The sequence below is a fragment of the Streptomyces sp. NPDC059454 genome (genome assembly GCF_042749965.1).
GTDB lineage: Bacteria > Actinomycetota > Actinomycetes > Streptomycetales > Streptomycetaceae > Streptomyces.
On record NZ_JBHYVC010000030.1, the window covers coordinates 16264 to 40550 of the forward strand.

The following is a 24287-nucleotide window of genomic DNA, read 5'->3' on the forward strand; positions in this document are numbered from 1 at the left end:
CAGGTGCCGCCTACCCTTGCCGCATGCCCCCCGCGAAGACCTCCTACGTCTGCCTGCCCTGTCGGGCCTCGTACAAGCAGCCCTACGACAGGGACAGGCCGCACAGGGTCTGTCCCCGCTGTGCGGAGCCGTTGATCCACGTGGGAGCGGCCTTCGCCGCGCCGCCGCGCCGGGACACCGAGGCATGGAGGGTGCTGTCCGTCCTGCTGCACGCGGGTGTCCGCTTCCACAAGGGCTGCTGCGGCGGGCCCGGGTACCGTCCGCGCACGCTGAGGGAGGTGCGCGAGCGGATGGCGTACGCGCGTCGTGCCGGCGAGCCCTTCGCCAAGGCGCTCGTGCGCTACGAGGTGCCGCGACGGAGGACCCGGACCTGATGCGGTTCGTGCCGTTGCCCGGCGGGAGCTCTCGGGTCAGCCGGCTGGGTCGCGTGTCTCCTCGGGCGCCTGGGGCCGGGAGGCGGGGATGCCGGTCCAGCCGGCGAGGACGGAGAGGGCTTCGGCGGTGGGGGAGGCGGGTTCGGGGGTCAGGACGATCAGGGACTGGTCGGGGTCGCCTTCGACTGCCAGGCTGACGTAGTCGAGGGTGAGGTCGCCGACGAGCGGGTGGTGGAAGCGTTTGTTTCCTGTGGTCTGGACGAGGACGTCATGGTGGGCCCACAGGCGGCGGAAGGTGTCGCTGAGAACGGACAACTCCCCTATGAGTTCGGTGAGTCGCGGGTCGTCGGGGTGGCGTCCGGCGTAGCGGTGGAGCGTGGCCACGCACTCGGCGGCGGCCCTGTCCCAGGCGTCGCCGTAGAGCGTGCGGGCGTCGTCGTCGAGGAAGACGTACCGGGCGAAGTTGCGCTCCCGGTGGGGACGCTCCTGGAAGTCGGTGTAAAGGGCGTGGGCGAGCCGGTTGCCCGCCAGTACGTCCGTGCGCCTGCCCATGACGAGTGCGGGGACGTCGAGGGCGTCCAGGGTCCGGTACAGGACCGGGTGGACCCTCTGCGGGGCGAGGGAGCGCTTGCGGCGGGGGTGGACTGCGCCCGTGGCGGGGCGGGTGAGGTCGAAGAGGTGGGCGCGTTCGGTGGCGTCGAGCCGCAGGGCGCGGGCGACGGCGTCCAGGACGGTCTCGGAGACGCCTCGGGTGCGGCCGCGCTCCAAGCGGACGTAGTAGTCGACGCTCACCCCGGCAAGCTGGGCGACCTCCTCGCGGCGCAGGCCCGGCACCCGGCGGGCGCCGCCGTGTGGGGTGAGGCCGGCTTGTCCGGGGGTGATCCGGGCCCGGCGGGTGCGCAGGAACTCGCGGATCTCGCTGCTGCGGTCCATGGGTCCACGGTACGGCCGTACCGGGCAGGTCAGGGGAGTGAAAGGGGTACTGGCAGACCCCCGGAAGAGGGGTGCCCTTCACGACGCCCCACGCAGGGCCTGCGGATGGTTCTCTGGATTGCAGGCCGGTTGAAGCCCTCACGAGATGGATGAGCGGGATGAGCGCGGATACGCCTCATCGCTCACATCCCGTGGAAGCCGCTGCCAGGACCCCCGGCCATCCGGGCGGCAGGTCCAGGAACCGGCACACCCTTCGAACCCCCAGGGAGCACCCCCATGCGGAACGTCACCTTTCCCACCGACGACCAGCGGATGCTGGCCGGCCACCTCTACCTGCCCGAGGACTTCGAGGCGAACGGCAGCTACCCGGCGATCGTGGTCGCCCACCCGGGTGGCGGCGTCAAGGAGCAGACCGCGGGCCTGTACGCGCGCCGGCTGGCCGAGCAGGGCTTCGTGACCCTCGCGGCCGACGCCTCCTACCAGGGTGAGAGCGGTGGCGCGCCGCACTTCCTGGAGGATCCCTACGCCCGTGTCGAGGACGTCCGCGCGGCCGTGGACCACCTTCAGTCGCTCGACTACGTGGACGCCGAGCGCATCGGCGCCCTGGGCATCTGCGCGGGCGGCGGCTACACGGTCAACGCCACCATGACCGACCGCCGCATCAAGGCACTCGCCACCGTCGTCGCCATGAACATCGGCACCGGCCTCCGCCGCGACTACTACGGCGACAAGCCCGACTCCGCCGCCGGAGCCGTCCTCGACGGGGCCGCCAAGCAGCGCACCGCCGAGGCCCGGGGCGCCGAACCCGCCATGATCCCGTACGTGCCGGCCGAGACCGACGAGAACACCAGCCACGACATGCGCGAGGCCCACGACTACTACCTCACGCCCCGCGCCCAGCACCCGAACACCAAGAACCAGTTCCTCTTCACCCGGAGCTTCTCCAAGATCGCCGCGTTCGACGCCTTCCACCTGGTCGAGGACCTGCTCACCCAGCCGGTCCTCATCGTGGCCGGCAGCGAGGCGGGAACGCTGTGGCACTCCACCGAGCTGTTCAGCCGGGTGCGCGGCCCCAAGAAGCTCGTGGTCGTCGACGGCGGCACGCACATCGACTTCTACGACGTGCCCCGGTACGTCGACCGGGTCCTCGCCGAGACCGTCCCGTTCTTCGGCGAGAACCTCGCCCGGTAGGGCGTTGTCACGTTGTCGGGTGTGTGACTGTCCGATGGTGCGTCGGGGCGTGGCCGCCGGCGGCGCAGCGCGCCGGCGCGGGCCTGCCCGAACGTGGCGCACCAGCGGCGGACCGTCTCATGGGAGACCAGCACGCCGCGCTCCAGCATCAGTTCCCCGACTTCGCGAAAGCCGAGCGGGAAGCGGAAGTACGGCCACACGCAGTGCGCGATGATCTCCACCGGGTACCGGTGCCCCTTGCACGACGACGGCGCGCCGTCCACGGACGACCCCTCCCGGCAGGACCAACCAGAAGATCATCCCACCCGGTCAGCCGACGTGACAGTGCCCAGGATCGGCTCAGGATCCCCCGAGCGAGCTACCTGTTTTGTCCTCTTCGGGGTGACGCCCGCCACCGGTGGTCCCTTGTTGACTCGAATCGTCAACACAACGGCCGGACAAGGCCGACCAGCCCAGCGGCTAAGGACAACACCATGACCACGACACGCAGTTCCGCGCAGCACGGTTTCCCCGGAGGCCGCCGAATCGCCACAGCTCTGCTGGTTTCCACGCTGGCAGGAACCGCGCTGGTGGCGTGTGACGCCGACGCCAAGGGTCCGCAACCGGCCAAGGTCTCCGGCAAGAGCGTCGGCGGGACCGCGGGCGGCGCCAAGATCACCTGGGGCAAGTGCCCGGCCCTGGCCGAGGGACGAACCCGTGACCCCCACCTGGCCTGTGGAACGCTGAAGGTGCCACTCGACTACCGGAACCCGGGCGGCACGAAGATCGACGTGGCGGTCTCCCGGCTGTCCACCGCACAGCCCGGGAAGCGACGCGGCGTTCTGCTGCTGAACCCCGGCGGGCCGGCTCTGGGCGGTCTCGGCATGCCCGAAACCATGGCGTCCACACTGCCGAAGTCCGTGCTGGACCGCTACGACCTGATCGGTTTCGACCCGCGCGGCGTCGAACACAGCACCCCGCAGAGTTGCGGTCTGCGGGACCCCGGCGTGTCCGGGCTCTTCCCCTATCCTGCCGCGGACGGCTCGATCACCAAGAACGTGGCCCTCGCCAAAGCCGCAGCCAAGCAGTGCGCCGACACGGTGGGCACTACGTCTACGGCGAAGGCTCCGCCTGCGCCGACAAGGTCACCGTCGGCTTCCTGGCCACCGGCCACCTGCCGGACAAGGACGTCCACTGCACCGACGTCACCCGGAAGTAACCCGCCGGAACGAGTCGATCAAGCCGCAGCGGCCCTGGAAGCCGCTCTCCCAGGTGGAATTGACCACCGTCGAGTGGGTCGACCGGTACTGCCACCGCCGATTCCGCGGTGGGAGAGGACACGTCCCACCCGTCGAGTACGAGACCGGCTACTGCCTCTGCCCGGCTGTGACTACGATCGGCACGGGCTTCTGTCCTTGCTCGGCGGCCAGTCCGAACACACGTCAGGACCGCGTGCCCACCGCGTCCCGACGCGCCATCAGGCAGTCACGCACCCGACAACGTGACAACGCCCCGCCGAGTACGAGGCCGCCCTCGCGGCCTGACCACCACACCACCGGTGTCCGTCAGTGCCTGTTCTTGAACCTTCTTCCGGGCTGGTCAGGGTCCGTTTCGGCGCTCCGGGCGGGAGGGCCTGCCGTTCGGTGAACAGTCACCGTGACCGCTCGCCGAACGGCTCATCGGTCGGGATGGCCACGAGCTGCCGCGGACGAAGCGGCCGGTCCGGGGCTACGCGGACCGGCCGCTTCACAGCGAGGGCCGGCACAGTGGTGGTCGCTGTCCTGCTTGCGTGCCGCGGAGGTCTGGCGACTGGCGGTGCCGCACAGGCCGGGTCAGTTGAAGGCCGTGGCCACAGCGTCCGAGAGCCGGTTCAGTATGTCCCGCGAGAGTCGCACCGAGCCGGTGAACGAGAGGAAGCCGTGAACGGCTCCCTCGACCGGGAGGTGCTGGACCGGCACGCCTGCGTCGGCCAGCTTGCGGGCGTAGCGGTCGCCCTGGTCGCGCAGGGGGTCGTTCTCGGCGGTGACGATGACGGCGGGAGCGAGTCCAGCCGGTTCGTCGGAGCGCGCCGGCGAGACCCGCGGGTCGGCGCCCTGGTCCGGGGTGCTGAGGTAGGCGCCCCAGAACCACTCGAGGTAGGAACGGGAAAGAACCGGTCCCGCCATGTTCTCGTACATCGAAGGGCTGTCGTCGAACCGGTCGACCGCCGGGTAGGCGAGCACCTGGAGCGCGATGCGAGGTCCCCCGCGGCGCAGGGAGTCCTGTGCGAGAACCGCGGCGAGGTTGCCGCCGGCGCTCTCGCCGAACACGGCGATGCGCTCTCCGTCGCCCCCGAAGCCGGCGGCGTTGTCCGCGACCCAGGTCAGTGCGGCGTAGGCGTCGTCGACCGCGGCCGGGAAGCGGTGCTCGGGTGCCAGCCGGTAGTCGACGGAGACCACGATCGTGCCGGAGCGGCCGGCCACGGTGCGGGCGATGTTGTCCTGGGTGTCCAGGTCACCGAAGACCCACCCGCCGCCGTGGAAGAAGAGCGTCACGGGCAGGGGCCCGGCGTTCGGCTCGGTGACGGGCCGGTAGATACGGACGGGTATGCCGCGGCCGTCGGCGACGGCCGTGGTGTCCCGGACGTCGGCGACCGGTACGGGAGCACCGGCCAGGCCGCCGAAGGCGCGCCCGAACGCGCGGTTCTCCTCCACCGTCAGAGTCTCGGGCGCGGGTCCGCCTTCTGCGGTCACTTGCTTGAGCAGGGTCTCGATCTGCGGGTCGAGGGACATGGCGCTCACCTATCCGAAGGAACGGCCGTCCGGTGTGGAATGACCTTTCCAGGATCATCGGCGGCGCAAAGTTGGAATGTCAATTCCAACTCTCTCCTCGGCAGGCGTCAGTGAGCTCCTCGAGTTGGTCGGCGAGACGGTGGTCGGGGTGGTGGAAGGGGGCGCCGGCCAGTTCCTCTTCGACCCTGAGGCGTTCCACTGCTTCGCGCAGGGCCAGAGCGGGGTGCGGCAGGCGGCGGGTGGGCCAGGGGTTGGTGGGGGTGAGGTGGATGTCGTCGTCGAGGTGGAGGGCCTGGTGGGCCCAGTGGTCGGCGTCGCGCAGTTCGCCGCGCAGTAGGTGGTGGAGGTGAAGGCAGTAGGCGGCGGTGGCGTTGTCGGCGCCGGCGGCGAACTGCCACCACCACAGGGCGCTCTCGGGTTCCTGGGCAAGGTTGAGCAGGCAGCCGAAGTACAGGGCGCCGTCGGCGTCGTAGGGGACGTCGGCGATGCGGGCGAGGTGTCCGGCGGCGTCGGTGCGGCGGATGAGTTCGCTGGAGAGGGCTGTCAGGGCCGATTGAGCCTCGTCGAGGGCGGTGGGGTAGTAGCCCTCGGGAGCGGGGCGGGCGCCGAACATGAGGGTGGCGGTGACGTCGCGGACGATCTCCTGCTGCAGGGTGTCGAGGCCGGCGTCGGTGACCATGTCCGCGAGGGCGGTCTGGTCGAGGTAGTCGTCGATGCTGCGTGGCACGGTGTTACTCCTTCTCCTCGTCGTCACCCAGGTCTATGCCGAGTTTGGCGGCGATGCGCTTGCGGGCCAGGCGGCGGTGGGTGCGGGCGGTGGCCGGGGCGATGCCCATGGTGTTGGCGGCCTGTTTGCAGGAGTAGCCGAGGACGTATTGGAGGATGATCACGTCGAACTGGCGTTCCGGCAGGGTGGCGATGGCGGTGTAGAGACCGAGGGGGGACTCTATGGCCGCCAGCTGCGTGCGCATGCGTTCCAGCGTGGCACGGACGGCGTCGTGGACGGCGGTGGTTCGCGCGGTTCCGGCGGGAGCGGTGCTGCGTCCGTCGGCGGCGGGGCCGAGGTTCATGCGCAGGTGGAGTTCGACGCGCATCTTCAGCAGGCGCCAGGCGTAGGCCTCCGGTCCGCCGTCCTCGAGCAGGACGACGGCCCAGTTCAGGGCGAGGTGGCTGTAGAGGCGGCGCACGACCTGCTGGGCGGCCTTCATGTCGCCCAGCACGGTGGCGGCGTAGCGCAGCTGCGGCCGGGCGTACATGCGATAGAAGGCGTCAAGGTCGGACGGCATCTCGTAGTGGACGCCCTGCAGCGAGTTCAGTTCTCGGGGCTGGGCGGGGAGGGCGTCGGGGACGTTGCTGTCCTCGGGGAGGGTGTAGGGGGCGTTGTTGTCCTCGGGGATGGCCATCGTCATGCCTCCTCGTCCCGGACGGTCCCTGCGGTGAGGGCCTCGGTGGCCGCAGTGCGCGCCGGCTGTGTGCTCAGCAGCTCGGCGACGCCGACACGGGCTCCGGCGCGCAGCATCCGGCGCAGTCCAGCGGCGACGTCGGGGAGGAAGACACGCGCGGCAGTGGCGGCCGCCAGCAGCGCGAGCAGATCGTTCACGGTCATCGGGACCTGGTCCTCTCCTGCCAACGCGGCATCAACTCCTTTTGTGCAATGGGGAGATGACGCTGCGGAGGACACCGCTCTGGGTCCTCGGCTGCAGGATTTCCGATGAGAGGGGCCAAACGCGCATGCCCTTCCCGACCATTTTTTTACGACCCGTGATCGCTTCACCACGCACAGGCATAGACCACGGCGTTAAGTTACCGCTTAGGCACCACGTGCGAGCTGCGGGAACGTATGCCTCAGGCCGCACGGAGCCATTCATTCCCGCCGTTCCGGACATGTGGCCGAATTCTCGAACATGTGATGGGTATCACATGGGCAGAACGTTTCCGGAGCTGAACAAGTCGGTCGCCGTGCCCGTATGACAGCGGGCGGGACGTGTCCCAGCCGCACCCCAGCACACCGGGGACGAGTACGCCTTCGCCGCCTTGCCGCTGCCCCACGGCCCGTCACGCCTGTCGGCGCAGGGGGTCTCCGGCAGGTCGTGTCCGGCGGCCCGCGACCTCTGGGACACCGCACGGTGTCGAAGAAGGCGCCTTGACGACGCCCCGAGGGGGGTGGGGTGTCGTCGACCCGCCCCGCCCGGGATGCGGCGGCCGAGGTGAGCGCCGAAGGTTGGTCACATGGCGATCGTCGTGCTGCGCGAGCTGCGCAAGGAACTGTCCGAGGACTTCGACCCGGGCGATCCGGTTGCGCGGGTCGAGGCGGTACACGCGGCACCAGTCGATCCCGACACCTCCGGCGACGTGGGCGACCGGACGTTCTGCGGTAAGCCGACCCTGGACATGGAGCGGGTGAACTACCGGCCCGCGGGACCGGGCGCATCGTGGTCGCCGCCCGGCATGAGGCGTTGGGAGTGTTCCGACTGCGCCAACGCACTCTGTTCGCTGTAGTTCTCCGAGGCGGACGAGGGGCCCGTACCGGCCTCCCAAGGGACCTGGGGTACGCGGAAGGGCCCGCCGGGCCTTCGTGGGCCGGGACTCGATGACCGGGCTTGGCCGACTCGGCGCCGGGGTCGCTGTGCGGCCGCGGTGCCGCACCCGCGCGTGCCCGGTCCCACGGGATGTCGACCACGGCGTCCGGCGCCTGCTCGTACTTCAGCGCGTCCCGCTTCATCGCCCTTCCCCCTCCCGGCACTCGGCACCGAGCCGGGGCAAAGCCCAAGCGTCCTGTACGAGAACGGGTGGAGGTGCACGTCAGATTCACGACATGAAGTTGTGAACTTAGTGCACAAATTGCATACTGGGTCAGGGGTGGTGCCACCGGGCACCTTGTCGGACTTGACCAAAGGAGCGGACTGCGTCCGTATCCGTACGGTGAGCCGCTCTCGTCCGTAACGTCCTTGGGGTTCACCATGCGTATCACTTGCACATCGGCAGTCGCCGCACTGCTGCTCGCCGCACTCACCGCCTGCGGTCCGACCGCCGACACCGGTACGGACACCGAGTCCGGGACCCCCACCCCCAAGGCGTCTGCCGCCGGCGAGGCGGCCGAGGAGCCCTCGGCCGACGCCAAGTCCTCCGGGACGCTGCCGGACATGGTCGGCAAGGGCCTGCAGAGCGCCCAGGACGAGGCGCAGGCCGCCGGCTTCCACCTCCTCACGTCCCACGACGCGCTCGGCCGGGGCCGCAACCAGATCCTGGACCGGGGCTGGAAGGTCTGCTCCCAGACGCCTGAGCCCGGCACACACGCGACGGACACGGAGGTCGACTTCGGCACCGTCAAGCTCGAGGAGAGCTGTCCCGAGGGCGGTGACCAGGGCGAGCCCGAGGAGGCCGGCTCCACCATGCCGGACTTCACGGGGAAGTCCGTCAAGGTCGCCCGGCAGGCGCTCGACGGCTCCACCGGCATCACGGTCGACGACGTCTCCGGCCAGGACCGGATGGTGCTCGTCGAGTCGAACTGGCAGGTCTGCTCGACCGCCCCGGCGGCCGGGGAGCGGCTCGACGGACAGCCGGTGACGATCGGGGCCGTCAAGTTCGGCGAGAGCTGCTGACGCAGGCGGACTTGGGTGCACTTGCAAGCCGGCGCCGTCAGCCCGAGCCGAGTTCTCAGATTTCCTCGACCACTTGGCCTGAGGGCCTTTGCGGATGACTACGGTTCGGTCAGGTGATGGTTCAGTTGCCGGAGCCGACGATGGCGGTGACGCGGATCTCCACGCGCATGGCGGCGAGGCCGAGGACCGTGACGCCGGTCTCGGTCCAGATCGGCGCGCGGCCGTCGAGGCGACGGCGGAACTGCTCGGCCATGACCCTGTTGTGGTCGTCGCCGATGGCGTCATCTCCCGGCGCGACCTTGTGGTAGGAGTTGACGTGGATGACGTCCTTCCATGTCGCGCCGACCGAGGCGAGCGTGCGCTCCACGTTGTCGAAAGCCTGGATGATCTCGTCTTCCAGCGAGTCGGGGATGACCAGGTCGTCATCCACCCCGGCCTGGCCGGAGATCTCGACCCGGTCGCCGACGCGGACGGCCCCGCTGTAGCCGAGGGCCTCGTGCAGCTTCTCGCCGTAGCCCGGAGTGATGCCGAAGGTGACGGTGCTCATGATGCTTCCTTTTCCCGTCCATGGGGGGTGCGCTTCCTCTTGCGTGAGTTCACACGTAAAGTGAAGCTAGCACGGAATGACTTCAAGCGTAAAGTGATGGCGGATTTCGCCGGAAGGGCGGGAAGATCCATGAGCAACACGGAAGGGCCCATGAGCGGCGCGGGCGAACACGAGGACAATGAGGAGCTGCGATGGCTCGACGAGCAGGAGAAGGCGGCGTGGACGGGGCTGATCTCCCTCGTCCTGCTGCTGCCCGGCAAGCTGGAGTCGCCGCTGCGGCAGGAACACGGCCTCACCCTGTTCGAGTACCTCGTGCTCAGCCACCTCTCCGAGGCCCCGCAGCGCAAGCTGCGGATGGGAGAACTCGCCTTCCTCGCCAGCGGGTCGCTCTCCCGCCTGTCCAACGTCGTCAAACGCTGTGAACAGCGCGGCTGGGTCGTACGGACACCCGACCCGGCCGACGGCCGTTACACCCTCGCCGAACTCACCGACGCCGGCTTCGACATCGTGCACCAAGCAGCGCCCACACACCTGCGCGCCGTACGCCGCGTCGCCCTCGACTCGCTCAACACGACCGACCAGAAGGCCCTCGCCCGCATCGCACAAAAGCTCCGCATCGTCCCCGACGACTTCGGCTGACAGCCGTCCCGCGCGACGACCCGGGACGAGCGCACCCAGGGCGGAACCGTCAGGCGTTTCGGCATCGGAGTTCGGCCGGAGGCTCGCATGCTCTACGAACAAGTCAGTGGCGATCACGGAACTGGCGGAGCGGGCGGAACACCCTGCGCTCTCGGCAATACCTTCGAACCACCCCGCCAGAGGCCATAACGCCCAGCATCCTGACGGTCGGACACCCTGGTTGGCCGGAGCAAGACGCTGCCCGTGCGTCCAGCGGCTGCTCCGCATCCCCGGCCGAACCGTCCACCGCGCCTCCCACACCTTCGTGACGAAGCTCGGTGTGCCGCTCCGGCTACCCTCCCTGCATGGAGCAGGACCATCCCCTCGTCCATGACGTCTTCCCCGACCTTGTCGCCGAGTTGACCACCCTCTTGGAAGACGAGAGAGAGCATGAGCCGGCCATCGTCGTGCGGGATGTCCGTCTGGTCGCCATGTGCGACTGCGGCGACGACTTCTGTCAGAGCATCCGCACGGCGGCGCACCCGAAGGGCAAGCCGTACGGCGAGGGCCACCGGTGCGTACCGCTCTCGCCTTCGGAGGGCATGCTGGTCCTCGATGTCGTGGACGGCCGGATCATGTGCATCGAGATACTGGACCGGGCGCCCATGCGCCGTTTGAAGCCCTGACACCCGCCCCCTGCCGCGGAGCGGTCCTACCGGGGCCGTCAGCGGAACGCGGCGACGTTGTCCGCGGCCCACTGCCGGAAGGGCCGGGCAGGGGAGCCGGTGACACGCGGAACCGTGTCGTGCACCGTGAGCAGTTCGTCGTTGACGTCCCCGCCCATCAGGTCGAGCACCGCGTGCGCGGTCTGCTCTCCCATGAAGGGCGCCATCTGCCGGTGCGCCTCTTCCCGGCTGATCTCCTCGACGGACACCTCATGTCCCAGGGCCGTCCCGATCGCCCGGGCCTGCTGCCGGGGCGTGATCCGTTCCGGTCCGGTCAGTGGGTACGTCCGTCCGTGGTGCCCTTGCTCGGTCAGCGCCGCCCGGGCCACCGCCGCGATGTCGGCGGGGTGGACGGCGGGAAGCCCGATGTCCGCATAGGGCACCCGGATCGACCGGTGCTTCCGGATCGACTCCGCCCACCACAGGGCGTTCGACGTGAACTGTGTCGGGCGCAGGATCGTCCAGCTCATCCCGCTGTCCTGGAGCAGCCGCTCGACGGCCAGGTTCTCGGCGGCGGCGGACAGGTGCGGATGGGTCCGCACCGTGATGGAGGACACGAGCACCACGTGCTCCACACCCGCCTGTCGGGCGGCCGTGAGAACGTCCGCGTCCGCGCCCATCCCCGGCACGAGGAACAGGGAACGCACTCCGTCCAGCGCCGGCTTCAGCGAGGCGGGCCGGGCGAGGTCACCCTCCACGGCTTCGACTCCGTCAGGGAACGGGGCTCGGGCGGTGTCGCGGGTCAGGCCTCGCACGGGTGAGGCGCCGGACCCGTGCAACTGCCGCACCAGAGCGCTTCCGATGTTTCCGGTGGCACCCGTCACGAGGATCATCGTTGTCTTCTCCCGCCGTCGGCCGGTGATCATGTCTGCCGCACGCTAGGACCTCAACCGGGATTCAGGTCAAGCAGAGGGCCCGCAGCCGAGGCCGGCAAGGTGAGAAACCTCGGGCGGCGCGGGCCCTCGGAGTCCCCGAGGTGACCCCTCCTGATGCCCCGCCGAGGGATGAGTGATCACTCCGGCATCGCGGTGCGTGAGGCGTGGAGCCTGCCCGTCGCCTGTACCTTCCGAGGACTGCCGGGCAGGTGGTTCACGTCGCGGCAGTGCCGCCCGCCTTCGTCAGGGTGCAGACACCGTCCGTGCAACTGCGTTCCAGACGGCCGCGGGAGACGGTCTGCGCCAGGCCGATCATCCAGCAGGCCGGGCAGCCGCGGAGGGCGACCAGGCCCAGGGGTGCGGCCAGCAGGGTGGCGGGGCCGGCGAAGGGCACCAGGGCGATCGAGCCGATGATCAGGCCGAAGCCCAGAGCACCGCGCAGCAGGTGCCGCGGGACGGAGGCGCCGGCGAAGTCCGTCTCCGCACGGACGGGCTTGCCGGTTTCGGCGGTCTTCATGATTGTGCCTCTCCTTCGGCTGCTTCATCGGTCGCCAGGGCCTGCCGCAGGGCGGCCCGGGCGCGGTGGAGCCTCGATTTCATGGCCGCGTTGCTCAGGCCGAGCGACTGGGCGACGAGACGGCCCGGATACCCCTGGACGTCCCTCATGATCAGCACCTGCCGCTGATCGCGGGGAAGACCACTGACCGCGACGGCGACCCGCTCGGCGTCCAGTCGTCGCAGCACCGAGGTCTCCGCGGAGGGCGCCGGCTCGCCGTCGGCCTCTTCGACGACGGAGGCGGAGGCGGAGGCGAGCAGTCGTAGGTGCCGCAGGCATTCGTTGCGCACGATGCGAAACATCCAGGAGGCCAGGGCGCCGGATGCGCGGAGCGTGCCGATCTTCCGGTAGAGGATGATCAGCGCTTCCTGAGTCGCGTCCTCGGCGTCCTGCGGTGTGGCGCACAGCGACAGCGCGAACCTGCGCACGTGGGGCTGCGACTCCATGATCACAGTGGTCAGCGAGGTGATGTTGCCGTCCTGGGCGGCTTTGACGAGCCGCTCGTCGGGCCAAGGGGAGCTTCGGCTCATGTGCCCTGCCCGTGTCCGGGGATCTGCCGTCGTGACCGGTGCGGATCAACCACGGCCCCGGTTCCTCCGCTTGAGCAACGTCACGCTGCACACGCAGACCAGCAGCACACCGGCCACGGCAATGATCGCGGTCATCATGCTTCGTTCCTCCTGGTATCCGCCGGCCCGCGCGGCCGGTTCACGGATAAGAGGAGGCGGAGGCAGAAAAGGATTCAGCTCCGCTGCGGTCGGCACCGGGGCGGTCAGCCCGTCTGAACAGGACCGTCGGCGAACGCGACCGCCAGGTCCGACTCGATGCGGGCGGCGCAGGCGCGCAGCGCGGGGAGGAGGGTGTCCCTGGTGTGCTCGGGTGGTTCGGGGCCGGCGTGCAGGGCGATGTTGACGGCTCCGACGGCCCGCCCGCTCCGGTCCCGGACCGGTACGGCCAGTGAGCGCAGGCCCGCCTCCAACTCCTGCTCGACCAAGGCGTGTTCCTCGCGGGCGGCCCGGTCCAGCTCGGCGCCGAGCGCGTCGGGCGAGGTGAGCGTGCGCGGGGTCAGGGCCTGAGGGTGCGAGGCGTCGACGCGTTTTTGCCGGTCCGCCTCGGGCAGGTCCGCCAGCAGGACCCGGCCCATGGAGGTGACGTACGCGGGCAGCCGCGTGCCGGGCATGATCCGGGCGCTGGTGATCTGCTGGGCGGCGGCCCGGGCCACGTAGTGGACCTCGATGCCGTCGAGGACCGCCAGGGAGGCCGACTCCCTTACCCGTCCGGCCAGTTCGGTCAGATGGGGCTGGGCGATGTCGGCGAGGGTGAGGGTGGACAGCCGTGCGTAGCCGAGCTCCAGGACGTGCGGGGACGGCAGGAAACGGCGGCCGTGCTGTTCCACGTAGCCCAGTTGACGAAGCGTCAGCAAATTGCGGCGGGTGCTGGGATACGAGAGCCCGGACGCCTCGGCGGCCTCGGCGAGGGTGAGTCCGCCGCACCGCCGGCCGAGCACGGTCAGGACGGCGAGGCCCCTGGCCAGCGCCTGCAGGAAGGACGGTCCCAGTTCGGGCTTGGCGTCGGCGTAGGCGGGGACGGCGGGCGGTGCGGCGGCCGCCGTCGAGGCGCCGTACAGCGCGTCCGCGATGTGCCGGGCCTCCTCCGTCATCGTGGCCAGCGCGTGCGCGCGCAGTTCCTCGCCGCTGTGGCGGCTGGTGTGCGCGAGCACGCTGATCGCGCAGACGGGCCGGCCGTCCGGGTCGCGCACCGGGACCGCCACCGCGACCAGGCCGGGGGCGACCAGTTGGTCGTCCAGCGCCCAGCCGTCCGCGTCGGCCGCCGCGGTCCAGGCGGCGAAGTCGGCCTCCGTCCGCTCGGGGACGGGAGCGGTGCGGCGTGCGGGAACGGCCGGGAAGGTCTCGTCGAGGGGGTCGGCGGCACGACGGGCCCGCCACGCCTCATACGTCTCGGGCTGCCATCCGGGGGCGAGCACGGCACCGGCCGCGCAGCGCTCGGCGGGCAGCAGGTCGCCGACGCGGAAGCCCAGGGGGATCACCCGGCCGGGCGGGACGGCCTTGCCGACGATGCGCGCGTCGCAGCCGTCGGGGACGATCGCCGAGACCGACTCGTCGAGGATGCGGGCCAGCCGCTCCAGACTCGGCCGCAGCGCGCGGGACATGCCGCTCGCGTGCAGGTAGGCGTTGCCGAACTCCATCAGGCGCGGGGCGGGCACGAGGTCCCGTCCCACGGTGCGCAGATAGTCGAGGTGGGTCAGGGTCGCGGCGATCCGGTCGACGGTCGAACGCGCCAGGCCGGTCGCGCGGGCGAGGTCGCCCGGGCGGACGGAGTGGGCGGCGTCGGCCACGATCCGCAGCACGGCCAGTCCACGCTCCAGCGGGCCGGCGGCTTCCGCCGGGAGGTCCGCAGGCGCCTTTGGTGCCGTCCTCGAAACGCCCGGCGCCATGGCACTTCCTCCTGTATGTCGGCTTCCCGGCGCATGAGGCCGTACCCGTCTCCGGAAGAACGGTACCGGCCATTGACAGCGTCCCGGCGATCGCACACACTCGGCGCACTCGGTCAATGAAATTGAGTTCACTCAGCGAAAAAACAGTGGTCCGGTGTGCTGCGGGACGCATCCGCCGGGCCGCCCCTTCCCCTGATGAGGACTCCCATGAGCACTTCCTGTTCCTCGTCGAGGGCGCCGCGCTCGCCGCGGTGTTCACCGCGGTGGCGCTGCTGATGGCCAGGCCCGCCCTCGGGGCGCTGATCCCGGCGGCCATCGGCGTCGGCGTAGGCGTGGTCATCGCGACCCTGGGCACCGTGACCGGCGCCAGCATCAACCCGGCGCGCGCCTTCGGCCCGGCCCTGCTCTCCGGCACGTACGAGCACTTCTGGAACTACATGATCGCGCCGGTGGTCGCCCCGGCCCTCGTCGGCCTCGCCCACCGCGCCCTGCGCACCCGCCGGGCCACCGCCCCCGCACCCACGCCCGCCGAGGCCTGAGCCCCCACCTCCCCCTCTTCCACAGGAGCACTTCTTGTCCATCTCCCGAGGACTGATCATCAACGGCCAGGAGGTCCCCGCCTCCTCCGGTCGCACCACGACCGACACCAGCCCCTGGACCGGCGCCGTCTGCGCGGAGGTCGCCGCGGGCACCCCGGACGACGTACGCCGTGCCGTGGACGCCGCCGACGCCGCGTTCGAGGCGTGGGCCGCGACCAAGCCGGCCGAACGCCGCCGCGTCTTCCTGCGCGCCGCGCAGCTGATGTCCGAGCGCACCGAGGAGGTCGTACGGCTGATGGCCACGGAGGTCGGCGGCGTCGCCCCCTGGGCGGGCTTCAACGCCCACCTGGCCGCCGACATCCTGCTGGAGGCCGCGGCCGAGGTCAGCCGCCCGACCGGCCAGATCCTCGCCACCAATGCCGACGGCGTCCACTCCACACAGGTGCGGGTGCCCAAGGGGGTGATCGCCGCGATCTCGCCATGGAACGCGCCGGTCATCCTCGGCGTCCGCGCGGTGGCGATACCCATCGCGACGGGCAACACCGTGGTGATGAAGCCCAGCGAGGACGCGCCCATCGCCTGTGGCCTGCTGATCTCGGACGTCCTGCACGAGGCCGGACTGCCCGCGGGCGTGCTCAACGTCGTCACCAACGACCGCGCCGACGCGGCCGAGGTGGTCTCCGCGCTGATCGCCGACCCCCGGGTGCGGATGGTCAACTTCACCGGCTCCACGGAGGTCGGCCGCACCATCGGCGTCCAGGCCGCCCGGCACCTCAAGCCCGCCGTCCTCGAACTCGGCGGCAAGAACGCCCTGTTGGTACTGGAGGACGCGGACGTCGACTACGCGGTGGACGCCGCGGTCTTCGGCTCCTTCATGAACGCGGGCCAGATCTGCATGTGTGTGGACCGGGTCGTCGTCCACCGGACGGTCGCCGACGAGTTCACCGCCAAGTTCGCCGCCCGTGTCGGGGCACTGCCCTGCGGCGACCCGAGCGACCCGGCCACGGCGGTCGGCCCGGTCGTGAACGAGGCCGCCGCCCGCCGGGTCGCGTCACTCGTCGCGGACGCGGTCTCCCAAGGTGCCGAACTGGCCGCGGGCACCGGCGAGATCGAGGAACCGGGCACCCTGATCCGCCCGGTCGTCCTCACCGGGGTCACCAAGGACATGAAGATCTACTACGACGAGATCTTCGGCCCGGCGACCGTCGTCCACGTCGTCGACAGCGCCGACGAGGCCGTCGCGCTCGCCAACGACACCCCGTACGGACTCACCGCGGGCGTCATCACCGAGAACCTGGCCAAGGGCCTGGAGGTCGCCGGCCGACTGCGCACCGGCATCGTCCACGTCAACGACCAGTCCATCGCCGACGAACCGCAGGCGCCCTTCGGCGGCGTGAAGAGCTCCGGCTACGGCCGCTTCGGCGGCCAGGCCGGCGCCGAGGCCTTCACCGACACGCGCTGGGTCACGGCGCAGGCCAGGGGCCACGCGCACTTCCCGATCTGACGGACGGGCGCCCGGTCGGCGGATTCACCGGCCGGGCGGGCGCGCACGCGGGATCAGCGGAGCGTGGTGGGGTCGAGGACCTGGTCGGGCGGCGGCGGGGTGGTGTCGACGGGTTTGCCGTGGTCGGTGAAGGTGAGGTCCACGGGCACATCACCGCCTGTGGCCGTGGACCGTAGACGCAGGAGGTAGGGCTTGCCCTCCTTGGCGATGTAGGCGGTCGTGGTCTCGGTCGTGGTTCTTTCGGCGAGCACGGCGACCGGACGGCCGCCCACGGTGGCATCGGCCTCGCGGGTGGCGCTTCCGCCGGACATGGGGTCCAGAGTTCCGATCACGTCGTCGAAGCCGTCGCATATGCGCCCATAAGTCTGCGACATCATTTTGGGAGGCTTGATCCAGCGGCCCTTGAAGTGGGTGACCATCTCCTCGGTCTGCGCGGCTGTCATCCCGCGGCTGAAGGTGGCCCGCCAGTAGTCCTCCTCGGCCTTGACGTGGACGAGGGAACCCTTCTTGATGATGCGCATGGTGCCCAGGGAGAAGCCCACCGTGCCGTTGCAGGAGCCGTGGACGTCCATGGCCAGGTCGACCTCCATCCGTTGGCCGTCGCTTTCGACCTTGCCGGTGAAGCGCATGCTGGTGGTGTTCCTGACGGTTTCCCGGGCCTGACCGTCGATCTGTTCGGGCGTCATGGTGTCGAACGCGTGTGCCGTCCCGGTCGCCGACGCGGTGCTCTTCGTGCCGGCCCCGGTACTGTCCGGGCCGCAGCCGGTGATGATCACGGTGGTGGCGGCGCACAGTAACGCGGTGGCGGCGCGGTGGGTGATGCGGTGCTTCACGTGCGGGTTTCCCTCCCCTGCTGAACTTCGCTGACTGTATGCGATCAAGGCACGGCACGTGTGGGGAACTGCCCGGGGTCCAAGAACTCCTGTCGAGCCCCCTCAGACGTCGCCGGCAGACGAGTGTGGTGATCCTCCACAACGCCCTGGACGTCGCGGAGATCGTGCGTCAGTTCCAAGAGGAAGGCCGCGCCACCGGTCCCGAGGACCTGGCCCACATCTCGCCGTACCCGACCGAGCACATCCGCCGCTTCGGTGAATACTCCCCCCACGGAATAGGCATCCAGCCCGCTGCGCGGCGACGGGCCGCCTGCACCGGACGGACTACGGCCAGGTGGCGTGACCCGCCTGGACCGGATCACAGAGCCTTGGTCGGGCACGGCCGACCTGACAAGGCACAACAGGGCGTACACGGGGCCGCGGTCCTGGGCTGCCGGGTGCGCGATGCCACCCGTGAACGCGTGCCGACAGGCCGGGCGCCGCCGAACCGCCGGGCGATTACGGTGGCCCGGCAGCACATCCGCCGGGCCACCGTCCGCTCAGCGGGTGCCGGTTCGCTTTTCGAGGCGGGTTCCGTTGCGAAGAGTGATCGACATCAGGTCGCTGGGGCCCTCCAGTTCCAGGCGATGCCAGCGACCGCGGGGGACGATCACGGCGGTGCCTTCCCGCAACTGCACCATCTCCCCGGCGTCACCGGGCCCGTCGGGACGGAAGTGGAGACGAACACCGCCGGCCAGGCAGCACACGGCCTCCTCGGCCTCCGGGTGCATCTCCCAGTGGTCGGCGTGAACGTCGGCGTCGGTCTCCACGTGGAACGTGGCGATCTGCCAGGCGCCGGAGCCGCCGTTCGTCATCTGCCGTTCGGCGGCTCGGACGTCGCCGTCGGGGTGGAAGTGCAGCGCCGAGGCGAACAGGTCGACAGTGGTGGTCTTCATGACGGTGTTCCTTCCAGCTGGTTCTCTGCGGGGTCGGTGGGGCGCGGGAGAGGTGCGACGGCCCGGCGGCGCGGCAGCACACCGATCGCCACGACCGCCGCGAGCACGAAAACGGCGGCGGCGATGGCCAGGCCCAGGGCGTAGCCGTCGTTGAGCGCGGCGGGGTCGGTGGCTGTGCCGGTGTGGTGCGCGGCAACGGTGGCCAGGGCGGCCAGGCCGATGGAGCCGCCGAGTTGGCGGGAGCTGTTCATGAGGCCGGAGGCCATGCCGGCCTCACGCGGAGCGACACCGGTGGTCGCGGCGGCGGCGACCGGGGCCAGGACCAGTCCGGCGCCGATGCTGGTGACGAGGGAAGGGCCGAGCACGTCGGTGAGGAAGCTGCCGTCGGGGCTGATGAGGGCGAACCAGGCCAGGCCCGCGGTGGCCAGCAGGGCGCCGGGCACCAGGGACGCGCGGGGGGTGCGTGCCGCGGTGATGCGGGTCGCGACGACGGTTCCCGCGACGAGGCCCAGGGAGAAGGGCAGAAATGCGGTGCCGGTCGCCGCGGCACTCATGCCCAGGACCTGCTGCATGTACAGGGAGACGAAGTAGAACGCCGCGAACTGCCCGGCCGCGGCCAGGAACACCAGCACATTCGCGCCGGCGACCCAGCGGCTGCGCAGTAAGCCGAGGCGCAGCAGCGGTGCGTCGGCCCTCGACTCCGCGAAGACGAAGGCGGCCAGCAGCACGGCCGCGGCAGCGAGGGTCGCCCACGTGACCTGGGAGTCCCAGCCCAGGGTGTCGGTGCGGACGACGCCGAGCACCAGCAGCCCGACTCCGCCGGTCGCCAGGACGGCGCCCAGCGTGTCCAGCCTTTCGCGCCGGGCGGGTGCTGTTCCGGCGGGCACCCCTGCGGGGACGAGCGCGAGAGCCGCCACGACGATGGGCAGGTTGATCAGCATGACCCAGCGCCAGCCCGCGTATTCGGTCAGCAGCCCACCTGCCAGCACGCCCAGCGCGCCACCTGCGGCGTTCACCGCGCTCCACACTCCGAGCGCGCGGACGCGCCGGGGGCCTTCGACGAAGGTGGTGGTGAGCATCGCCAGTGCGGCCGGTGCAGTTGCGGCGGCGCCCAGGCCCTGCCCGGCGCGTGCGGCGATCAGCTGCCAGGGCGTCTGGGCCAGCCCGCCCGCCAGCGAGCACAGCCCGAAGACGGTCATCCCCAGCACGAACATCCGACGCCGGCCGTACAGGTCGCAAGCGCGGCCCCCTAACAGCAGGAACCCGCCGAACGTGAGCGCGTACACGTGCACGACCCACGACAGGTCGAGTGGTGCGAATCCCAGCGCGGTGCGGATCGCGGGCAACGCGACGTTGACCACGGCCATGTCCAGGGCGACGACGAATTGGGCGACGGCGGCTGCCGCCAGCACCACGCTTGGCCTCTCCCGAGAGTTTTTATACATGTAAGAAAAGTTAGCGTCAGGGGTGGCCGTTGTCGACACCTGGGGGATGATGGGGGGCATGCCGCAACCGTCCGCACCACGCAGAACCCTGGGCCGGCCTCCCCGTATCTCTCGCGAGGAGATCATCGAGACAGCCCGCCGGATCGTGACCGAGGAAGGCGTGGACCGACTGACCATGCGGCGGCTGGCCACCGAGGTCGGCAGCACGCCGATGGCGCTCTACCACCACGTCCGCGACAAGGAAGAACTGCTCGTCCTCCTGCTGGACGACTACGCCGCACGGACACTGCGCCGATTCGAATCGCCGGCCCACCCCCGTGAGCGGGTCGTCGCCGCCGCCACCGCGATCCACGAGGCGCTCGCCGCCTGCCCCTGGATCGTGGAGGTACTGACCGCCGACGACCTGATGTCCACATCCGCGCTGTGGTTCGTCGAGCAGATCGTCGACGGCCTGGTTGAATGCGGCCTTTCCCTCGACCGGGCCGTGCACGGCTACCGTTCGATCTGGTACTACACCGCCGGAGAGATCGTGGTCAGGACAACAGCGGCCCGGCGGCGCGCAGGCGATGACCGCACGACCTACCGGGAGCAGGTCTTCGCCGATCTCGACCCGAGCGAGCTGCCCCGCTTGGCGCGGGTCGCGGGCCGCTGGGCGCCGCTGACCGCCGAGGACACCTACCAGGACGGGCTCCGGGCCCTGGTGGACGGCCTTCTCGTCAGCCGCTGACGACTTGCCGCCGCCGATCTGCCTGACTCCAGCCGTCCCGGCACAGCGCAAGGCCCGCCGCGATTACGAGAACCGCGTCAACGCCCTACCTGCCTGACGCTTCCGCTGAGCCCATAAGCGGTCAAGATCATCGCGTGGCGGGTTTCCGGCACATCCAGTTTCATGCCCCGTCCAGGGCCGGGCCCGGCTTCCGGTCCGTCGTGATCGAACCCGATCTCGCCGGACACCTGGATCACGCCGAGGCCGAGCTGTGGACGCCGTACGGCCCGGTCCGCGTCGACTGGACCGTCACCGGCGACACGGCGGTGATCCGCGTCGGCATCCCGCACGGCGTGGAGGCCGCCCTCGTCGTGGGCGGACACTCCACACCGCTCGCCCCCGGCACCCACGACCTCCGCAGGCCGTGCCCACCGCGGGCGGTCACCCGGCGGCGGCCAGGCGTCGTCGCAGCTCCTCCTCCGAGACGTCCTCCAGGTGAGTCAGGAAGACCCACATGTGGCCCGACGGATCCTTGAGGACGACGGTGCGGTCACCGTGGAACATGTCGGTCGGCGGCTGGAGGATCTCGGCGCCGGCCGCCTCCGCGCGCTCCGCCAGACTGTCGACGTCCGGCACGAAGACGTGCAGCGTGACGGAGGTGCCCCCGCCGAGCGAGGCCGGCGCGGCGAAGGAGCCCGCCTCCGCCTCGTCCACGCTCGCGTCGCCCAGCATCAGCACCGACCGCCCGACGGTGATCTCGGCGTGCAGGATCCCGCCGCCGGGAGCGTCGACCCTGAAGTCCTCACGGGCGCCGAACGCCCGCCGGTAGAAGTCGATCGCCGCGGCGGCGTCGTCGACCATGATGTGCGGGATCACGGCATAGCGGTAACGGTCGGGGATCTCGATGCCGTCTGTGCGTTCGGCCATGACGAACCTCCTCGAAGAGCACCGCCGGACGGTCCCCGCGGCTGCGCGACGAACGTAGGAGCTCAAGTCCGGTTCAGGTCAAGCGCCGACGCCGCCCTCGAACACCTCGGGCGCCGCCGCGCGGTCCGGCCGGACGGCCTCGCGCCGGCCGTGGAGCGGGGGCGGCGCCGGCGGCTCAGGGGCGGTTCGTCAGATAGCCGCCCATGGAGGTGAAGTACTCGGTCGCGGGCAGCTCCCGGCCGTCCTCGGACCGTACGCGGGTGAGGGCGAGGCCGTGGTTGCGGCCGGTGCGGGCGTCGGCGCCGGCGACGATCACCACGCCGTCCCCCTCGCGGTAGAAGACGCGGCCGGGTGTGCCGCCGTACCGCCCCTCGGAGACGACGGCGGCCAGGACCTCGAGCCGCTTGCCCCTGTGGAAGGTGAAGGCGCTGGGGTACGGCTCGGACTGGGCGCGGACCAGGCGCTCCAGGTCCGCGGCCGGCCACGTCCAGTCGATGCGGCTGTCCTCGATGGACCGCTTGTGGAAGAAGCTCGCCTGCGAGCGGTCCTGCCGGGTGAACTCCGTCCGTCCGGACGCGATCAGGCCGAGGGCGCCGATGGTGACCGGTGCGATGAGGTCGACGGTCTTGTGGAAGAGGTCGGTCGCGGTGTCCGTCGGTCCCACCGGCACCGACTCCTGCCGCACGATGTCGCCGGCGTCGAGTTCGTCGTTCATCATGTGCGCGGTGACGCCCACTTCGGGCTCGCCGTTGATGAGCGCCCAGATCAGCGGGGAGAAGCCGGCGTACTTCGGCAGCAGCGAGTCGTGCACGTTCAGGGTGCCGTGGCGGGGCAGGCCGAAGATGCGCGGGGGGATCCACGTACGCCAGTTGTTGGCCACGATGACGTCCGGGTCGGCCTCCTTGAGGCGGTCGAACAGCTCGTCGTCGTCGGGGCGGTTGCGGATCACGACCGGTACGCCGTTCTCCTCGGCGAGGTCGGCGACCGAGTCGCTCCAGATCTTCTCGTACGCGTGCTCGCTCTTGGGGTGGGTCACGACCAGGACCACGTCGTGCTCGGAGTCCAGGAGGGCTCGCAGGGTGCGGTGCCCCCAGGTCTGGTAGCCGAACATGACGACCCGCATGGGGTTCCTCCTCAGGGCAGGGAATGGCCGTGGCCAGTAAAGCAAGGCTTACCTAAGTGGTCAACGGGGCGTATTCGAAGGCATGTTGACGGCCGACGCGCCCCCGAGGGTCCGTTTTGTCTATGGACAGCTCCGTAAAGATGAGCTTAGCCTTACCTAAGTTCAGGGTGGCTGATCTTCGGCGTGCCCTCACGTCCGTACTTCCCGATGCATGACCAACGGCTGCCTGCCCCCGCACGGCCGCCGCACCGCACGATGGGAGTGACATGGCACAGGCTCGTCCCGGCGACGCCCCTTTGATCCACGACCTCATTGGTATCGGCTTCGGGCCGTCCAACGTGGCCATGGCGATCGCGCTCAGCGAGCACAACGCACGCGTCGGCGGCGAGGAAGCGCTCACCGCGCACTTCTTCGAGCAGCAGCCGCGCTTCGGCTGGCACCGGGGCATGCTCATCGACGACGCGACCATGCAGGTGTCCTTCCTCAAGGACCTGGTGACGCTCCGGAACCCGGCCAGCGAGTTCAGCTTCCTCTGCTACCTCAAGAGCAGGGGACGGCTGATCGACTTCATCAACCACAAGAACCTCTTCCCGCTGCGGGTGGAGTTCCACGACTACTTCGAGTGGGCCGCCGGCCAGGTCGACGACATGGTCTCGTACGGCCACGAGGTCGTCGGCGTCATGCCCGTCGTCCGCGACGGTGCCGTGGAGTACCTGGACGTGACGGTCCGGTCGGGGGAGGGACTCGCGGTCCACCGTGCGCGCAACCTCGTCATCGGCACCGGCCTGCGCCCCCTCGTGCCGGAGGGCGTGGAGCGCGGCGCCCGTGTCTGGCACAACTCCGAACTGCTGTCGAGAGTCGATGAACTGGAGGGGTCTTCACCCTCCCGGTTCGTCGTCGTGGGCGCCGGACAGAGCGCCGCCGAGAACGTCGCCTACCTCCACCGCCGGTTCCCCGACGCCGAGGTCTGCGCCGTCTTCTCCCGCTACGGGTACAGCCCCGCCGACGACAGCAGCTTCGCCAACCGCATCTTCGACCCCGAGGCCGTCGACGAGTTCTTCACCGCGCCGGAGACCGTCAAACGCCGGCTGATGGACTACCACGGCAACACCAACTACTCCGTGGTGGACATCGACCTGATCGACGACCTGTACCGGCAGATGTACCGGGAGAAGGTCCTCGGCACCGAGCGCCTGCGCTTCCTCAACGTCTCCCGGCTCACCGGCGTGGAGGAGACACCGGACAAGGTGCGCGCCACCGTCACCTCCCTCGTCACCGGCGAGGAGACCCTCCTCGACGCCGACGTAGCGGTCTTCGCCACCGGTTACGGCCCCGCCGACCCCGTCGGCCTGCTCGGCGAGGTCGCCGACCGCTGCCTGCGCGACGACGAGGGCCGGGTCCGTGTCGAGCGCGACTACCGCGTCGCGACGGACCCCGGACTGCGCTGCGGGATCTACCTGCAGGGCGGTACGGAGCACACGCACGGCATCACCTCGTCCCTGCTGTCCAACACCGCCATCAGGGTCGGCGAGATCCTGGACTCGCTCCTCGACCGGGGCCGCAAGTCGGCCTCCGACGAGGCCCGGACGGTCGCCGGCGGCACGGGCGACCACGCCCGCCAGGGTTGATCAGAGGGATAACGTACGTCC

27 protein-coding genes and 2 pseudogenes are annotated in these 24287 nt (G+C 70.4%); 13 read left to right on the forward strand and 16 right to left on the reverse strand.

Annotated features, from left to right (window positions below; genetic code table 11):
* Positions 1-23: 23 nt before the first annotated feature.
* Positions 24-374 (forward strand): deoxyxylulose-5-phosphate synthase, encoded by a 351-nt coding sequence (locus ACFXAE_RS21080; protein ID WP_384716892.1) that lies wholly within the window; start codon positions 24-26, stop codon positions 372-374.
* A 36-nt stretch (positions 375-410) separates the two neighbouring features.
* On the opposite strand, the gene ACFXAE_RS21085 is transcribed toward ACFXAE_RS21080, so the two are convergent.
* On the reverse strand, positions 411-1307 hold the full coding sequence (locus ACFXAE_RS21085) for a helix-turn-helix transcriptional regulator (protein WP_384716895.1): 897 nt from the start codon (positions 1305-1307) through the stop codon (positions 411-413).
* A 276-nt stretch (positions 1308-1583) separates the two neighbouring features.
* On the opposite strand from ACFXAE_RS21085, the gene ACFXAE_RS21090 reads away from it, so the two are divergent.
* Entirely contained in the window at positions 1584-2498 is a 915-nt protein-coding gene (locus ACFXAE_RS21090; protein ID WP_384716898.1) for an alpha/beta hydrolase, read from the forward strand.
* Between the two features lie 44 nt (positions 2499-2542).
* On the opposite strand, the pseudogene ACFXAE_RS21095 reads toward ACFXAE_RS21090, so the two are convergent.
* Positions 2543-2761, reverse strand: a pseudogene (locus ACFXAE_RS21095) (IS6 family transposase); the annotation flags it as partial.
* 803 nt (positions 2762-3564) lie between these two features.
* Here ACFXAE_RS21095 and ACFXAE_RS21100 point away from each other — a divergent pair.
* Entirely contained in the window at positions 3565-3696 is a 132-nt protein-coding gene (locus ACFXAE_RS21100) for an alpha/beta hydrolase (protein WP_384716901.1), read from the forward strand.
* A gap of 613 nt (positions 3697-4309) precedes the next feature.
* Here ACFXAE_RS21100 and ACFXAE_RS21105 read toward each other — a convergent pair.
* The 4 genes from ACFXAE_RS21105 to ACFXAE_RS21120 form a co-directional block, all read right to left on the reverse strand.
* Complete coding sequence (locus ACFXAE_RS21105) at positions 4310-5248, reverse strand: alpha/beta hydrolase (protein ID WP_384717041.1); 939 nt, start codon at positions 5246-5248, stop codon at positions 4310-4312.
* A 79-nt stretch (positions 5249-5327) separates the two neighbouring features.
* Positions 5328-5975 (reverse strand): hypothetical protein, encoded by a 648-nt coding sequence (locus ACFXAE_RS21110; RefSeq protein ID WP_384716904.1) that lies wholly within the window; start codon positions 5973-5975, stop codon positions 5328-5330.
* Positions 5976-5979: 4 nt separating this feature from the next.
* Positions 5980-6657: an RNA polymerase sigma factor gene (locus ACFXAE_RS21115; protein WP_158717701.1), complete on the reverse strand. Its 678-nt coding sequence runs from the start codon at positions 6655-6657 to the stop codon at positions 5980-5982.
* Complete coding sequence (locus ACFXAE_RS21120; protein ID WP_384716907.1) at positions 6654-6878, reverse strand: hypothetical protein; 225 nt, start codon at positions 6876-6878, stop codon at positions 6654-6656. The genes ACFXAE_RS21115 and ACFXAE_RS21120 overlap by 4 nt, the downstream gene beginning before the upstream one ends.
* Positions 6879-7477: 599 nt before the next feature.
* Here ACFXAE_RS21120 and ACFXAE_RS21125 point away from each other — a divergent pair.
* Positions 7478-7747: a hypothetical protein gene (locus ACFXAE_RS21125; protein WP_384716910.1), complete on the forward strand. Its 270-nt coding sequence runs from the start codon at positions 7478-7480 to the stop codon at positions 7745-7747.
* A 461-nt stretch (positions 7748-8208) separates the two neighbouring features.
* Entirely contained in the window at positions 8209-8850 is a 642-nt protein-coding gene (locus ACFXAE_RS21130) for a PASTA domain-containing protein (protein WP_384716913.1), read from the forward strand.
* A 121-nt stretch (positions 8851-8971) separates the two neighbouring features.
* Here ACFXAE_RS21130 and ACFXAE_RS21135 read toward each other — a convergent pair whose 3' ends face one another.
* Positions 8972-9397 carry a Rid family hydrolase gene (locus ACFXAE_RS21135; RefSeq protein WP_384716916.1) on the reverse strand — a complete coding sequence of 142 codons (426 nt, stop codon included), beginning with the start codon at positions 9395-9397 and terminating at the stop codon, positions 8972-8974.
* Positions 9398-9526: 129 nt separating this feature from the next.
* Between ACFXAE_RS21135 and ACFXAE_RS21140 the strand changes: the two genes are divergently transcribed.
* Positions 9527-10036, forward strand: a complete 510-nt coding sequence (locus tag ACFXAE_RS21140; RefSeq protein WP_384716919.1) for a MarR family winged helix-turn-helix transcriptional regulator — start codon at positions 9527-9529, stop codon at positions 10034-10036.
* Positions 10037-10380: 344 nt separating this feature from the next.
* Complete coding sequence (locus tag ACFXAE_RS21145; protein ID WP_384716922.1) at positions 10381-10701, forward strand: hypothetical protein; 321 nt, start codon at positions 10381-10383, stop codon at positions 10699-10701.
* A gap of 38 nt (positions 10702-10739) precedes the next feature.
* Here ACFXAE_RS21145 and ACFXAE_RS21150 read toward each other — a convergent pair whose 3' ends face one another.
* From ACFXAE_RS21150 to ACFXAE_RS21165, 4 genes are all read right to left on the reverse strand, one after another.
* On the reverse strand, positions 10740-11573 hold the full coding sequence (locus ACFXAE_RS21150) for an SDR family oxidoreductase (protein WP_384716924.1): 834 nt from the start codon (positions 11571-11573) through the stop codon (positions 10740-10742).
* Positions 11574-11829: 256 nt separating this feature from the next.
* Positions 11830-12132 carry a hypothetical protein gene (locus ACFXAE_RS21155; protein ID WP_384716927.1) on the reverse strand — a complete coding sequence of 101 codons (303 nt, stop codon included), beginning with the start codon at positions 12130-12132 and terminating at the stop codon, positions 11830-11832.
* Complete coding sequence (locus ACFXAE_RS21160) at positions 12129-12701, reverse strand: RNA polymerase sigma factor (protein WP_384716930.1); 573 nt, start codon at positions 12699-12701, stop codon at positions 12129-12131. The genes ACFXAE_RS21155 and ACFXAE_RS21160 overlap by 4 nt, the downstream gene beginning before the upstream one ends.
* Positions 12702-12943: 242 nt before the next feature.
* The gene (locus tag ACFXAE_RS21165) at positions 12944-14626 is read right to left on the reverse strand and encodes an IclR family transcriptional regulator C-terminal domain-containing protein (protein WP_384716933.1); all 1683 of its coding nucleotides are present in this window, start codon (positions 14624-14626) and stop codon (positions 12944-12946) included.
* A gap of 146 nt (positions 14627-14772) precedes the next feature.
* Here ACFXAE_RS21165 and ACFXAE_RS21170 point away from each other — a divergent pair, with 146 nt between their 5' ends.
* Together ACFXAE_RS21170 and ACFXAE_RS21175 are read left to right on the forward strand one after the other, a co-directional pair.
* Positions 14773-15165, forward strand: coding sequence for an aquaporin (locus tag ACFXAE_RS21170; protein WP_384716936.1), 393 nt, complete (start codon positions 14773-14775; stop codon positions 15163-15165).
* 34 nt (positions 15166-15199) lie between these two features.
* Positions 15200-16669, forward strand: a complete 1470-nt coding sequence (locus ACFXAE_RS21175; RefSeq protein WP_384716939.1) for an aldehyde dehydrogenase family protein — start codon at positions 15200-15202, stop codon at positions 16667-16669.
* 53 nt (positions 16670-16722) lie between these two features.
* Here the strand turns inward: ACFXAE_RS21175 and ACFXAE_RS21180 are convergent, their stop codons facing one another.
* Complete coding sequence (locus ACFXAE_RS21180; RefSeq protein WP_384716942.1) at positions 16723-17502, reverse strand: hypothetical protein; 780 nt, start codon at positions 17500-17502, stop codon at positions 16723-16725.
* A 38-nt stretch (positions 17503-17540) separates the two neighbouring features.
* Here ACFXAE_RS21180 and ACFXAE_RS21185 point away from each other — a divergent pair.
* A pseudogene (locus ACFXAE_RS21185) lies at positions 17541-17753 on the forward strand (Tn3 family transposase); the annotation flags it as partial.
* A gap of 288 nt (positions 17754-18041) precedes the next feature.
* On the opposite strand, the gene ACFXAE_RS21190 reads toward ACFXAE_RS21185, so the two are convergent.
* Positions 18042-18437 carry a cupin domain-containing protein gene (locus tag ACFXAE_RS21190; RefSeq protein WP_384716945.1) on the reverse strand — a complete coding sequence of 132 codons (396 nt, stop codon included), beginning with the start codon at positions 18435-18437 and terminating at the stop codon, positions 18042-18044.
* Positions 18434-19882 carry an MFS transporter gene (locus tag ACFXAE_RS21195; RefSeq protein WP_384716948.1) on the reverse strand — a complete coding sequence of 483 codons (1449 nt, stop codon included), beginning with the start codon at positions 19880-19882 and terminating at the stop codon, positions 18434-18436. Before ACFXAE_RS21195 ends, ACFXAE_RS21190 begins: the two co-directional genes overlap by 4 nt.
* Positions 19883-19940: 58 nt before the next feature.
* On the opposite strand from ACFXAE_RS21195, the gene ACFXAE_RS21200 reads away from it, so the two are divergent.
* A complete protein-coding gene (locus tag ACFXAE_RS21200; protein WP_384716951.1) occupies positions 19941-20609 on the forward strand; it encodes a TetR/AcrR family transcriptional regulator in 669 nt (222 codons plus the stop codon).
* 134 nt (positions 20610-20743) lie between these two features.
* Positions 20744-21124: an alpha-L-rhamnosidase C-terminal domain-containing protein gene (locus tag ACFXAE_RS21205; protein WP_384716954.1), complete on the forward strand. Its 381-nt coding sequence runs from the start codon at positions 20744-20746 to the stop codon at positions 21122-21124.
* Here ACFXAE_RS21205 and ACFXAE_RS21210 read toward each other — a convergent pair.
* A complete protein-coding gene (locus ACFXAE_RS21210) occupies positions 21030-21515 on the reverse strand; it encodes a VOC family protein (protein ID WP_384716957.1) in 486 nt (161 codons plus the stop codon). The genes ACFXAE_RS21205 and ACFXAE_RS21210 overlap by 95 nt on opposite strands.
* Before the next feature lie 175 nt (positions 21516-21690).
* A complete protein-coding gene (locus tag ACFXAE_RS21215) occupies positions 21691-22638 on the reverse strand; it encodes a methionyl-tRNA formyltransferase (protein ID WP_384716959.1) in 948 nt (315 codons plus the stop codon).
* Between the two features lie 266 nt (positions 22639-22904).
* On the opposite strand from ACFXAE_RS21215, the gene ACFXAE_RS21220 reads away from it, so the two are divergent.
* Positions 22905-24266 (forward strand): lysine N(6)-hydroxylase/L-ornithine N(5)-oxygenase family protein, encoded by a 1362-nt coding sequence (locus ACFXAE_RS21220; RefSeq protein WP_384716962.1) that lies wholly within the window; start codon positions 22905-22907, stop codon positions 24264-24266.
* Positions 24267-24287: the final 21 nt, after the last annotated feature.